This is a genomic window from Psychroserpens sp. AS72 (assembly GCF_038900375.1).
In the GTDB taxonomy this organism is placed as follows: Bacteria; Bacteroidota; Bacteroidia; order Flavobacteriales; family Flavobacteriaceae; genus Psychroserpens.
The window spans coordinates 474377-487913 of record NZ_JBBMRC010000003.1 but is presented as its reverse complement, the minus strand read 5'-3'; the positions used below and the strand labels follow the sequence as shown (position 1 = coordinate 487913).

Genomic DNA, 13537 nt, shown 5'->3' with positions numbered 1-13537 from the left:
TTAGTATCCGTTTTTATCAATAATTAAATCCTCTATTTTTTTAAAACCTTTTGAATTTGGTACGTGTTTAGCATTTTCAATCAAAACAACGTCTTCAATAGAAGAAAATATTCGTTTGGCTCTTTTAATCAATTTTCTACCGGGAAACATAATATCGTTTTCACAGGCGAAAATAGTAATAGGTGTTTCAATTTGTTGAGCAGATTTTTTAGCTATTACAGGTAATGGTGAAAAGTCCATATTACAATTTTGAAAAGTGGTTCCCATAAACTGGATGGCAAAATCATCAGCTTCACTAAAAAGAACTTTTATTACTTTTTTTAGATAGTTATCATTACCCGTTTTTATAAATTTCTTTAAAGGAATAAACATCTTAAATAAGCCTACAAGAGGGTTACCATTTACGATGTAAACTGGCGCTATTAAAAAAACGTGTTTTATGAGTCTTTGGTTAAACTCTAAAGTCTTTAGAGAGATAAAACCTCCAAATGAAAATCCTACTAAAGTAATTTCGTTTAGTCCTAGTAAAATTATGACTTCCGTTAACCATTGTCCATAATCTAAGGACTTCATATCTAATCTGTTTTCAGCACTTTTATTGGGCTGCGCTAAGACATCAATTGCATAGACACAATATTTTAAAGATAAATTCGGAAATGATTCTAAAATTAATGGAGCACAACCTCCTGTGCCGTGAATCAGCACTAAAGGAGGGTTTTTAGTATCGCCAGTAATGATAACATTAGTGACTCCAAACTTTGTTTCTAAAGTTTTTTCGGAATATTCAATATTTAGCTTATTTAACTTCTGGTTGTAAAGGGATAAGATTTTGTATTTTCCTTTTTTTGATTTGAAAAACATATACTGTTCGTTTTTTGATTGATGATTATGATTGATGTATTTTGAATGTTATGACGAGCGATGATTGGTATTTATTACACTTTAATTTTTATTGTTAATGGCACACTTTTTTTACTTCAACAAAGATCCATCAAGAAGCAATGCGTTTCCAAACCCTTATGCAGCCTTAAGTATAAAGTTTGATGATAGATTGAAAATTATGACGCAGTTGTATAAATTATGATGCAAATAAGCCTTTCTATTAAATCTAATTTTAATTTTTCTGATTTATATCCATTTTTGGCAGTTGTTTATTTTTTAATGATTAAGTTTTCCAAATACCTTAGTGCAGTAGCAATTAGATTCTTTCTATTTTTTTGCCTTTTCATTAAAAGAATCCAAAGTCTCTCTGTTTAATTTTCGTCCTTTTACTATTTTCACTTGGTTAATTCTTTTCTTTTCCTTTTTTTGATTTGATAAAAATACACTGTTCGTTTTTTTATGCTTCGACTGGGCTCAGCACGAGTTGATGATTTATAAATTTAGAAAATCCATAGCCAGCTAAATAGTGATGACCACATTTCCTATTTTATGACCCATCTCCACATATTTATGAGCTTCGGCCATTTCTTCTAAAGAATATATTCTATCAATAACAGGTCTAAGTTTCTCTTGTTCTGCTAAGCTTTTTAAATTAAAAAAAACTTCTTTTGGAGTTGATGGAGTGCCATGATCTATGGATATATATTTGCCGCTCGAAGTCAATGCTTTTTTGCTCTTTTCTTTTAGTATCGATGATTTCGAATGGCCTACAGCATCAAGGACATATTTGTACGTTTCTAATTTTGTTTCAGCATTTTCTATCGTGTAGTCTATCATCCTATCACTACCTAAAGACTTTACCAATTCGAAATTTCTACCACTGCAAACACTTGTAACATGAGCTCCCCTAAGCTTCGCCAATTGTATCGCCATTGTACCTATACTTCCTGACGCTCCATAAATTAAAATTTTGTCGCCTTTGTTTATACTCGTCTTTTTTAATAAATGAGAAGCAAGCAAGCCACCATAAGGTATTGCTGCAGCTTCCTCAAAACTAAGATTTACAGGTTTTAGGGCTAGATTCCAATCTTCCGGTAAACAAATATATTCTGCATAAGAACCAAAACGGTGTTTGGTAGGTGATATGGCACCATAGGCAAAAACCTCATCCCCAATTTCAAACAATGTTACATCTCTGCCTTTAGCCTCAAGAATTCCAGCTGATACCATCCCCAAGATAAGATTTCTTGGACGTCCAAATCCAAATATGAGTTGGAGTATAAGTTTAGGAACAAAAGATTCATCCATCCTTCGAATAAGAACATCGCTTGTGGTTACCGAGGTTGCGCGAATCTTTATAAGAACTTCATTAGCTTTGGGTGTTGGCTTTTTAACCTGACTTAGCACCAGATTATCTACATCGCCATATTTTAGACATTCTATTGCTTTCATAATTTTTTTTGTTAACAGCAAAGTTGGTTAACTTATAAAGTTCTAAAGTTCGCGTTTGGAAATTGGAACAAGGTTTTTTACAAATAGGGTGAGCCAACTACATGAAAAACCAAATCCCAAACAATATGAACAATTATTGCTACCAGTAAACCACGTTTCCAATACACCCAACCAAAGAAAGACCCTGTAATAAGATTACCTATCATGGTAGAACTTACAGTTACCAAAGTGAGATTTGAAAAGTTTTTTGATAGCGGTAAATGCATTAAACCAAAACACAATGCCGTAATAATTATACTCACCCAAACCACGCTTGCTGACGGATTTGTTTCTTTTTTGAAACGCTGAATTACTACTACAATTAGAGACATTAATCCTAAGCGGAACATAATTTCTTCCGTAATTCCTGCTGAAAAAGACACAATAGCATAAAACAGTTTGGAAGGTCTTTCAATAATACCTGCTACAGGAAAGTAATCTCTAATTAATTTATGAACCAAAAGTATTACCAAAGCTAAAACTACACTAAGAACTACAGGATACAATAGCTTTTTAAAAAAACGATTTTGCGTTCTGTTTTTTTGATTTGAAAAGAAACGTTCGATTACTGGTGCTCCCAAATGAGCTCTTTGTGATAACCATAAGCCAGCAATAACTAAAATCACACCTAAAATAAGGCCATAAATTCCTGTTTGTATGATATCAGTAGTTAACTGATCTGATAATTGTACCTCAGTATTACCAACTTCAATTTTTAATCGTTTTAATTCTCTACTAAAAGGAATGTTTAGAAGCGTACCTATTATAAATAAAGCAACTATGACAGATGCAGTTTTAATCCGATTGAAATTATTTGTCTCCATTTTGATTTAGGACTTTATTAATGATTTAGTTCTTAGGTCTTATTGATTCAATGATTTGAGCATCTACCCAAAATATATCTACATTTTCAAAATCATCTGATCCTACATTTCTACTAAAGAAAAGGTATTTACCGTCTGGTGTTATACTAGCAGAAGCTTCCCAAGCGTTGGTGTTTATTTTATATCCCAAATTAATTCCATCACCCCAAGTGTCATCTTTTTGTTTAAAACTGATGTAAATATCTGAATCTCCAAAACCATTTTCCCTTTTAGCATCAAATAATAAATATGACTCATCTGGAGCTATAAACGGATGGCTTAAAAAAGTGCCAGTGTTTATTTCCTTAGGCAAAGCGATAGGTTCTTCATGCTTTCCATCTATTAAACGCGAATAGCGAATTGGAAACGTTGAATCATTCTCTTTATAGGTGTCAAAATAATACGTACCATTTGTAGACGATGAAAGGCGCATAATATACATAGAATCATTACTTACAGTAGGAGGTTCTAGTTTTTGTAATTCAGACCATCCAGATTCCGTTCTTTTTAAATAGTTGTCACCTAAATGCATGGTTTGTCCATCTGGCGATATTACGGGTCTTCCTATCCATGGAGATGCTATTTCTGATTTTTCCCATTTTTCATTGGTTTCATTGTATTTGTATTCATAAAAAGCTGATTTTTTATTTTCTTCTCTTCTTCTAATAAAATAAAACGCTTTCATATCTGGGGTGAATGCACTATTGACTTCATACAAATCTGTAGACACAAGACCTGGAGCAAATGGTATAGGCGTTAATCCAGGTGGTTTTTGTCCCAGATATTGATTTTTTATAGAAGGAGTATTATTATCTTTAGTTTGTTGTTTTTTTGCATCACAAGATTGCAACGAAAGTAGTCCAGCGATTAGTAGTGTTATGAAGGTCTTTTCCATTTTGATATTTCAATTATTACTGTTTTTGTTTTATCCTTTTAATCACATTGGCGTCAACACAATTGCTATCAGCTTTATTAGATTCGTAGCTCCTATGAAAAAAGAAATATTTTCCATTTGGCGTTAAGCTTGGACAGGTTTCGTCAAATTATTATTGTTTTTGCTAAAACCTATATCCTATACGCAAGTGCATATTTAATTCCATTTCACTTTTGTTCTTTAAATAACCAGCACGTTTAGCAAATGTGTAACTAAACCCTGTACCAAGACCTGCTTCATAATTAAAATGTTTGCCTATGTTTCTTCTAATTCCCCAAGTGGGTATAATAGAAAAATCACTTACAATAGGAGCATTGTCAGTATTGAATAAGACAAACCAATCTGGATGATAACCCATTTTTAAAGCAATAAAGTTGCCACTATTCCCATCAATTCTTTTTGAGTTTTTTGAACGTTTTTCGAGGTTATAATAAAATCTTGGTTCAACAACTATAACAGGTGTTAGTAGAAATGGAGAATCATAATCATCGTAAAAAGTAGTTTCCCATATACCAAAATCAAAACCAATTTCTGTTCTCAGTGCTACGGTATTTGATAGTTTTGCTTCATTATATGCCCAGATTCCTAGAACTCCAGTTTGTAATCCGAATGTTGATTTTTCTACACTAGTGTTTTGAGCTTTGGCGATTAATGTTAGTCCGCACAAAGTCAAAGTAATTAAAGTTTTTTTCATGATGATGTTTTTTTTGATTAATGATGATTATTGATTGATATTTGTATGAAGTTTACCTTCATGAAAAAGTAGAATTAAATAATAGTTTTAGTTATTTTGTTTTTTTGAAATGCTTCCGTTCGCTTAATTTGTTCTTCGAGATTCCATTTAAAATCAAATCTATTCTTTCAAAATAAAAAGATTATATCGAGTCTGATTTCAATTCTTTGCTGGATGTAGTGCTATTATATTTTCATATTCATTGCCTCAGTGACTTCACTCAACGTTCCAATAGCTGTTTCTCTCGCTTTACTTATACCTTTAAGCAAAATATCCCTGACATAATCTTTATTTTTTTCAAGCTCTATTCTTTTTTTTCTAATAGGCTCAAAATATGTGTTTATGGCTTCTTCTGTTAGCTGTTTAAGTTTTCCTGAACCTTGGTCACCAATTTTATCAGCAATATCTGTTGGACTTTTATCTGAACATAAGGAAGCTAACTTAAGTAAGTTGGAAACCTCTGGTCTGTTTTCGGGGTCGTAAGATATGTAACGACTTGAATCAGTTTTGGCAGATTTTATTAGTTTTACTGTTTCGTCAGCGGTTGACTTTATCATAATTGAATTGTTGCGACTTTTACTCATTTTTTGAATACCGTCTAACCCAAGAATAATAGGGGTATCAGTAAAAAATGCAACTGGTTCTGTAAAAATATTTTTATTGAATTTGGTATTAAAGCGCTTTGCAATTTTCCGAGTTAATTCTATATGAGGTAATTGATCTTTTCCAACAGGAACCACATTACTTTTACAAAACAAAATATCAGCAGCTTGATGAACTGGATAGATATACATTCCTGCATTAATATTACTCAGTCCTGAAGCAGTAATTTCTTCTTTAACAGTTGGATTTTTGTTTAATTCTGAACTGGAAACTAATGTCAGAAATGGAATAGTTAGTTGATTTAATTCAGGAATATGACTATGTGGAAAAATATGAGTTTTATAATTTTCAGGGTCTAATCCACAGGCTAAATAGTCCAAAGTTAGTTCATATGTGAATTTTGAAATTTCATTAAAAACATTTCTATCTGTCAACACTTGATAATCAGCAATTAAAATATAAGTCTCAATTCCTAAGCTTTGTAATTTTAATCGGTTTATTATTGAGCCAAAATAGTGTCCAAGATGTAAATTACCTGTAGGTCTATCTCCCGTTAATACACGGTACTTTTGAGGATTTTTATACAAATCATTTTCTAATAATTTGCTTTGTTCTTTTGCTTTTTCAAAACTTTTATTTATCATTTTTTGTTCAATTTTATTCAAGTAAGTTCAATTTTTCTCATTACCCACAACGATCTCGGCTATGAGTAGTTTCATGGATAAGCACTTAACGTTGCAAGTATAAACCAAACTGAAATCCGTGAGGATTTTCAGAAGTAGGAGAGAAAAGCAATTACTTATAGCTAGGTCTTATGCCAAAAATTAGTAAATAACCTATCATCCAAAATTCTCCAATGGTTGCAGGTAGAGTAAGAAATCTATTGAAGCTAAAATCAATTCCTGCGTAGTGTATAACTGTAGAAATTAGATAGCCTATACCACCCAAAATAATTATTCTTCCTAACCAGACAGGTAACCTTTTAGATTTGATAACTATGTATCCCATTGGAAATAGCCATAACCCGAAAAATAGGCCACCAATACCCCAAGCATTCGAAATAATATTTTGAAAAACCTGAATTAGTAAAACTTTGTCATCCATAGCACTTATTTCAGAATTTGCAATACCTATTGCTGAGGCGATTGAAATTGCACTTATCATAATGGCTAAAGCATTTACCATTCCCCATATACCTAGAGTCCAAGCTTCCCATTCATAATTATCTTTAAATAATTTGAAAAACCAAACTGCGGTAAGTGACTGAGAAATTACTATACCAAATTCTAATAGCAACCTAATTCTTGCTGTAGATTCTAATTCTACTAAATTTGTTAGCGTTTGTTCAGGATTACCAGACACAAATATTTGAGAATGAAAGACCATAAACCCTAGAATTCCTGTAATAGCCATCATTAAATACCATAAGCCAGTTATTCTAGCTGTCTTAATTAATCTTTTTTGTTCTGTATTTGCAATCATAGATGATTTATTTTTATTATTTTATACTAATTCTGACTCTGTAAAAGAGTAATTGTTACAGTTTTGCCCAAATGGCACACAACGTGTTAGTATATGGTTTGTTACGTGTTTTAAGCATCTAATTACCGACCAAGAAAGTCCGCAAGGACTTTCGCAAATAGGCAAAAAGCCAGCAATAAATTATATACGGTGTTACCAAACGTATTTGTTGATATTACCAGCTTCGAAATCATTACTCTTGATTAATATATTTTAACCCTTCGTATAAAGCTACTAATGGTACAGAGCGATGGTTTTCTTTTTCAAAATATTCTATTTCGATATTTAGAGGTTTATCCGATTTCTTTGTCATTAAAGTATAAAGAGAGTCGTGTCTTTGTTTATTCCTTTCGTAATTAGCCTCTCCTTGATTGGCAGTAGCGATATAAAGTTTTTTATCTAATGATATTGAGGAAATAGAATCAACTTTGTTTTTTATCATCTCCTCATTCCACCAAATACTTGGGTCTATAGAAATGTAAGCATTGAATACGCTATTTTCATCCATATAGGAATTTAGTGTAAGTAGTCCTCCTAAAGAGTGCCCAACAAGAGTTCTAAACGGTTCTGTCTTATACTTTTTATCAATATAAGGTACTAGTTCTTTCTCAATGAAATTCAAAAAAATCCTTCCACCTCCCATATTATTCGGTCGTTTGGTCTTAATTTTTGTAACTGTAAAATCTCGTTCTCGGTCAACATTCTCTATGGCTATAATAATACTTTCAGGCATTAAATTGTTTCGATTCCTATTAGAACTCATAAAATGTACTATTCCAGATGCTGTTTTAAAATGAGTATATCCATCCAATAATATGATAACTGGATATTTTTTATCAACTTCAGATGAATTATTGTATGAATCAGGAAGACTTATTAAACAGGTTCTTTCTTCATCTAAAATATTAGATTTAATAATGAACTTACTTCCTATTATAATATCTGTTTCATTCTGTCCAAATGTGGTTTGTACTCCTGAAAGAAGAATATATAAAATTACAAATGTCAAATTTTTCATAGTTTGCTTTATATGTTTGGTAACAATAGAATATATGTAATAGATAAATTTTTATAACCAACTAAACCCTAACCCTACATTAAAAATTACTGCATCTCTATGTGCGTCACCATCTAAAAACGCACGACCAAGTACTAATTTAGATTGCACATTAAGTGCGAAGTTTTTCTTTTTGTAAATTTCGTAACCTGTACTTGCCATTACTGCACAACCAAAATTCCAATCGTCATTTAGATTGTCTTTAATATCATATAGTGCCGGCGAATCTATTGCTAAACCAATTCCGCCATGAATCCACCAGTTGTCTTTTACCCAATATTGTAGCGATGGAATAAAGCCTCCAAAGTTCCTGTCATTATCTTGAAATTCGTATATGTTTCCTGGCATAGCGGCAGTAATGGCAAGATTTTCATTCAACATATAGCCCAACTTTACATCTGGAAAAACAAACGTTCCTTGAGATGTGTCGAACGTTTGAATACCTTCACTATCTTCTAAACTGATTAGACCTCCACCTACTGAAAATTCAATAATAAAGCCATCTCGCTGTGTTGTTGTTTTAGAATCTGCGTTTTGTGCATATGTTATATTTGACACTAATGCAAAGGCTACACAAGCCATTTTTAATCCGATTTGTTTTTTGATTGTTTTCATTTTAATTGATTTCATGATTGTTCGCTTTTTGATTTTTTGATTTTTGTTTTTGATGTTACAAGCATTAATAGCAAATGCTTAAAAAAAAGTGGAATGTGTAATGAGTGATTTTTATTTTTTATGATTTTTTTTGGCACCATATTCTAATGCTGAACCTATGGCAATCCCTAAAACAAACCACAATTGCATATTTGAGGTCAAGTAGCCAACTATAGTGCCTAGTATAATCCCTATTCCTAATTTTAGGCCCTTTCCACTTTTTTTAATTTTCATTTTTGTTATAATTATTAGATTTTTGATAAAATTAAATAGACTTCGCAACTAAAAAGTTCTACTTTAAAAACCAGAACTAAATCTTTTAATTGGCAAACAGCATTCTAATTAATTGATTTTGAAATGATTTTGAATTTTTAGAATAACTGTTCCGATTTGATGGTACAAAGATGCCATGAACCTTGAAGCAACAGTAAACAGTTATGAAGCAAGAGTTATTAAGTTTAGCGCAAGACTATAAATTATGAAGCAAGACTATAGATTATGACGAATTTTGAAATATTGCCTAAGTATAAATCAAGTAATCTCTTACTGTTACTAATTTGATGAAGTAAAACTAATTGTAGCTTATAAAAGGAGGTTCTATTTTTTTAATCAGAACTAACTATTACTCTTAAGGTAAGTATTTGGTGTAATCCCTTCTATTTTTTTGAAAAAGGTATTGAACACTGTTTTAGAGTTAAAACCACTATCATACGCTACAGCCATTAAGGTTAAACCCTTGTTTTTCTCTAGAAGAATCCGCTCTTTAAATTCGTTAATTCTATAGGTATTAACATATTCCGAGAAGTTTTTTTGAAACCCCAAGTTTAATAACTGGGATACATAGTTCGCAGGAAGTTCCAAGTAAGAAGCTAAATCTTTTAAGGATAGGTCTGGATTTAAATACAGTTTGTAGTCTATCATTATTTGCTCTAGTTCTTTGCTGTACTTTTTGATTTCGTTGGAATCTAGTAAAGCCTGTTTATACTTCTTTTTCTGTTTATAATTTAAATTATCTGGAATGGCTTTTAGCATGATGTCTTTAAACCTTTTGTGATTTTTAACAGGTTTAAGAATTGGTGATGGATTAAGTAATAAAATTACGGGCAAACGATTATTGTATGCTTGAGTTATTAAATCAATTACCTTTTCGTTATTACCTAACAAGGCATTTACTAATATCAAAAACGTAAATGCCTTATCTACAAGATCAGTATTTAAATACGTCTCTAATTCTTTTAATCCATCATTACACTTTTCCGTTTCATTGAGTTTTGCATAGCACATGGTTTCACCTCCTAATTTGGTGAGGTCTTTCACAGAAACGCCTTCAAGTGAACCGAAATATGTTAAAGCTTCATTTGGTTTGCCTGACATTAATAAACAAATCCCTATATAAATTGGTGGAAAGGGTAACTTTGGGTCTAAATCTAATGCCTTTTTTAGATAAGGTATCGCAGTTTTATAATCTTCTTTCAAGTAGTATAAGAAACCCTTGTAATGATGATTTATAGCGGCATAAGGATCTAATTGTAAGGATTTGTCAAGATAATTAAGTGCCGCATCTAATTTTCCTTCAACGGTCAAAAAATTAGAAATGGTTAAGTAAATATCGTCTGCTTGTTGCATCTCCAAAGCCTTATTGGCATGTTCGTAAGCTTTCTTAAGATTCCAGTTTTGCCAGCATTCTATCCAAGCCAAATTCAATTGTGACCTTGATGAGTTTGGGTCTAGCTCTAATGCCTTTAACAAATAAGGCCTAGCCTTTTGGTAGGCTTCAAATGCGGGTAAAAGCCCCATGGTACCCATATTAACATAGGCTAAATTAATATCAAGATATGGATTTGAAAAATTTGGTGACTTATTAATGACCTCCTTTAAAATATTGATACCTTTTATGGAGTTATTATAATCCAACTTCATGATGTAATACCTCCCTTTCAGGTATTCTCTGTAAACATCTACTGCAACATCAACAGGCTCAACTAGCTTTTCTTTTATTTCGAGATGACCGATATGTTCACGGAGTTTCTCAGCAATAAAAAGGCTAATTTCATCTTGAATTTCAAATACATTTTCCGGATTTCTATCAAAGGTTTCTGACCAGAAATGAAAGTCCTCTAAAGTATCTATCATCTGCACCGTAATGCGCATATTATGTTTTGATGTTCTTATGCTACCTTCAATAAAGGTAGCTACCTTTAATTTTTCTCTTATTTCCTTTGCTGTTACTGACTTGCTCTTAAAATAAAATGAAGAGGTTCGGGAAGTCACCGAAAGTTGTTTGATTTTTGCTAACGCATTAATAATTTCTTCGGTTAATCCATCACAGAAATATTCGTTTTCAATATCATTACTCATATTGATGAAAGGAAGTACGGCTATGGCTTTTTGGTCAATCAAACTCTTCGATCCTTAAAATAAAAGATAAATATAAGTCAATTAACTCTTGTACAGAATATAAAAATGGTATTTGAGTAAAGTTATGAACAGGTAAAACGGCATATTGTCGAATCCTCTAGGAAACTTTTTAACTATTATGTTTTATCCATTAATTAAGATGCTCTAAAATCCAACTCGATATTTCATTTAATGCTATTGGTGAAAATGTCTGTTCAATGTTTCCATATTCATCTATCTTACCGGTTTCGCACTCTTGAAAAAGGTGATTTAAATTTTCTAACTGTACAACCTTATAGTCTTTGTTGTTTCCTTTAATTAGAGCATTTCGTATCGCATTTTGATTTACGGTGGCATCGACTTGTGTATCCTTATATCTAATTAAAGACTATACCGGGATTTTTAATTTTTCAAATTCTTCTTGCGAGTTAGTATAAGCTCGACCTAATTTGAAGATTATTCCTGCAAACGATAAAATGGATGATTTATAAAAATCACTAATCAATAGTGGTGTTTTATTGGTTAGTGTCTTAAATAAAGAATTATTACAGGGCTATTAACTACTTTTCGAAATAGTTTAATTAGTTCTATTTAGAATCTAGACATTTTTTTTAAGAAGAAGACTTAGAATAAATCACAGGCATTTGTCCTTTCCAAGTATTCCATAAATTGAGATCACTAATTAGACTCGCCATAAAATGAGCAACATTTATTTGACTCACTTTTCCCGCATCAAAAATGGCACTTCTAGTTGGCGACCGATGTATCTCATAATCGGTAACTTTCTCTTCATTAATTAAGCCATCTGGTCGAACTACAACCCATTCAATAGATTTGTTTTTTTGACCAATTTGAGTTCGCAAATAATCTGCAGCTTTTTCATTATCTACGTCAGGTGGTAATACTAAACGAAGTAAACTGATGACACATTTTTGAGCAAAAGAAATAGGTTCATTTAAATCACGATTACGACTACCAGTTGTGTTCATTAAAACAAACTTTGTTGGACTGTGAGCATTGTTTGATTCTATGGCATCACAAAAGCGTTTCGTAGCATCTGTTACTAATCTTCTAGGTTGACCATAAATGCCTTTCCAAGTTAAATTATGACCAAGACAAGATGCCACAGCACTGCAATCACTTACAATATTACTCAACTCTACTTCACTTAAATCTAATACACTAGCAGTGATGATTTGCAGATGATCATTCGTTTTCCACGATTCTGGTAGTTTTTCAGGTGATCTTACGATGACTTTAACTTTGTATGCTTTAGTTAAAAGTTGTTCAACTAATTTGCTACCTGTTGCTCCACTGGCACCTACAATTAATACTGTCATTTTATTTTTGGTTTTTCATTATTTTTACGATTCTATTGTTTATAATTTCAGATAAGTTCCAATTGTACAGTTTAGGATCGGTTGTACTATAAAATGCAATGACAACGGCATCAAGATCTTTGTGATATTTTGCAAAACTTTGGTATCCAGGAACCCAACCAGAATGCTCATATTCATAAATAGAAGTATATATTTCCTGTTCTTCTGGTGTAAATAATGATCCATCGTTCAATGCCCTCAGGAAAATACCCACGTCTTCTGCTGTGGCATGCATACCATAATCGTTGGTCTTCAAATCATGCGGATAGCCAACGTGATAGCCACTCATCACATCGTCGATACTCACTTCACTTAGCGAGCTAAACGTATGTTTCAGGTTTAAAGGATTTAAAATTTCTTCCTGAATGAATTGAAAATTGTCATAACCTAGTTCATCACCCATTATTTTATTAATTAGAAGATAATTGGTATTACAATATTCATAATCCTCACCAGGTTCAAAGTTGGCAGGCTTGCTTTCAATCAATGCTAAGTTTTCTTCATAGGTTTTTATGGGATCTTCCCAGAATTTAGGTGTGTCTGTAAAATTAGGTATGCCACTTCGATGCTGAATCATCTGCCTCAAAGTTATTTTCTCTGCATTTTCGATCTCTCCTTTAAGTTCAGGTAAGTACTCTGCTAAAGTTTTATCTAGCGAAAGTCGCCCGTGACTTACTAATTTTGTAACTGCAACAGCGTCATATAGCTTGCTAATACTCGCAATCTTAAATAGTGCTTCCGGTTTAGCAGGTGTCTTGGTTTCGCGATTATGCCTGCCAGAAGCATAATATTGAGGTTGTTGATCTGCTTGGTCTACATAAACAATCATACCATCAAAACCATGACCAATAGCTTCATCTAATTGTTTTTGAATTGTTTCCGGTAAAGGAAGTATCCACGCTTTAACCAAAAGCCATGGTACAAAAAACATTGACACAATAGTTCCGACTAGCAGTGCAATTCTAATAATTAGTTTTTTTCGATTATTGTTCATTGTTTTTAGCTTAATTAACTAATCTGATA

The 13537-nt window shown here is 32.2% G+C and carries 14 protein-coding genes; 1 reads left to right on the top strand and 13 read right to left on the bottom strand.

Features of this window, described 5'->3' with window-relative positions; translation table 11 throughout:
• Positions 1 to 861, bottom strand: a complete 861-nt coding sequence (locus tag WNY78_RS08345) for an alpha/beta hydrolase (RefSeq protein WP_342872745.1) — start codon at positions 859 to 861, stop codon at positions 1 to 3.
• Positions 862 to 958: 97 nt separating this feature from the next.
• On the opposite strand from WNY78_RS08345, the gene WNY78_RS08340 reads away from it, so the two are divergent.
• Positions 959 to 1084: a hypothetical protein gene (locus WNY78_RS08340; protein ID WP_342872744.1), complete on the top strand. Its 126-nt coding sequence runs from the start codon at positions 959 to 961 to the stop codon at positions 1082 to 1084.
• A gap of 317 nt (positions 1085 to 1401) precedes the next feature.
• On the opposite strand, the gene WNY78_RS08335 is transcribed toward WNY78_RS08340, so the two are convergent.
• The 12 genes from WNY78_RS08335 to WNY78_RS08280 all read right to left on the bottom strand — a co-directional run bounded on the left by WNY78_RS08335 (position 1402) and on the right by WNY78_RS08280 (position 13508).
• The gene (locus WNY78_RS08335; protein WP_342872743.1) at positions 1402 to 2334 is read right to left on the bottom strand and encodes an NAD(P)-dependent alcohol dehydrogenase; all 933 of its coding nucleotides are present in this window, start codon (positions 2332 to 2334) and stop codon (positions 1402 to 1404) included.
• 77 nt (positions 2335 to 2411) lie between these two features.
• Positions 2412 to 3197, bottom strand: coding sequence for a CPBP family intramembrane glutamic endopeptidase (locus tag WNY78_RS08330; RefSeq protein ID WP_342872742.1), 786 nt, complete (start codon positions 3195 to 3197; stop codon positions 2412 to 2414).
• 25 nt (positions 3198 to 3222) lie between these two features.
• Positions 3223 to 4131, bottom strand: a complete 909-nt coding sequence (locus WNY78_RS08325) for a hypothetical protein (RefSeq protein WP_342872741.1) — start codon at positions 4129 to 4131, stop codon at positions 3223 to 3225.
• 163 nt (positions 4132 to 4294) lie between these two features.
• Positions 4295 to 4864 carry a hypothetical protein gene (locus tag WNY78_RS08320; RefSeq protein ID WP_342872740.1) on the bottom strand — a complete coding sequence of 190 codons (570 nt, stop codon included), beginning with the start codon at positions 4862 to 4864 and terminating at the stop codon, positions 4295 to 4297.
• A gap of 224 nt (positions 4865 to 5088) precedes the next feature.
• The gene (gene trpS / locus WNY78_RS08315) at positions 5089 to 6171 is read right to left on the bottom strand and encodes a tryptophan--tRNA ligase (RefSeq protein ID WP_342872739.1); all 1083 of its coding nucleotides are present in this window, start codon (positions 6169 to 6171) and stop codon (positions 5089 to 5091) included.
• Between the two features lie 130 nt (positions 6172 to 6301).
• The gene (locus WNY78_RS08310) at positions 6302 to 6988 is read right to left on the bottom strand and encodes a DUF4386 domain-containing protein (RefSeq protein WP_342872738.1); all 687 of its coding nucleotides are present in this window, start codon (positions 6986 to 6988) and stop codon (positions 6302 to 6304) included.
• A gap of 232 nt (positions 6989 to 7220) precedes the next feature.
• A complete protein-coding gene (locus tag WNY78_RS08305; RefSeq protein WP_342872737.1) occupies positions 7221 to 8045 on the bottom strand; it encodes an alpha/beta hydrolase-fold protein in 825 nt (274 codons plus the stop codon).
• A gap of 51 nt (positions 8046 to 8096) precedes the next feature.
• Positions 8097 to 8714, bottom strand: a complete 618-nt coding sequence (locus tag WNY78_RS08300) for a hypothetical protein (protein ID WP_342872736.1) — start codon at positions 8712 to 8714, stop codon at positions 8097 to 8099.
• A 96-nt stretch (positions 8715 to 8810) separates the two neighbouring features.
• Complete coding sequence (locus tag WNY78_RS08295; protein WP_342872735.1) at positions 8811 to 8972, bottom strand: hypothetical protein; 162 nt, start codon at positions 8970 to 8972, stop codon at positions 8811 to 8813.
• A gap of 381 nt (positions 8973 to 9353) precedes the next feature.
• Positions 9354 to 11138 carry a helix-turn-helix domain-containing protein gene (locus tag WNY78_RS08290; RefSeq protein WP_342872734.1) on the bottom strand — a complete coding sequence of 595 codons (1785 nt, stop codon included), beginning with the start codon at positions 11136 to 11138 and terminating at the stop codon, positions 9354 to 9356.
• A gap of 608 nt (positions 11139 to 11746) precedes the next feature.
• Positions 11747 to 12475 carry an NAD(P)-binding oxidoreductase gene (locus WNY78_RS08285; protein WP_342872733.1) on the bottom strand — a complete coding sequence of 243 codons (729 nt, stop codon included), beginning with the start codon at positions 12473 to 12475 and terminating at the stop codon, positions 11747 to 11749.
• A 1-nt stretch (position 12476) separates the two neighbouring features.
• Positions 12477 to 13508, bottom strand: a complete 1032-nt coding sequence (locus tag WNY78_RS08280; RefSeq protein WP_342872732.1) for a serine hydrolase domain-containing protein — start codon at positions 13506 to 13508, stop codon at positions 12477 to 12479.
• Positions 13509 to 13537 lie beyond the last annotated feature (29 nt).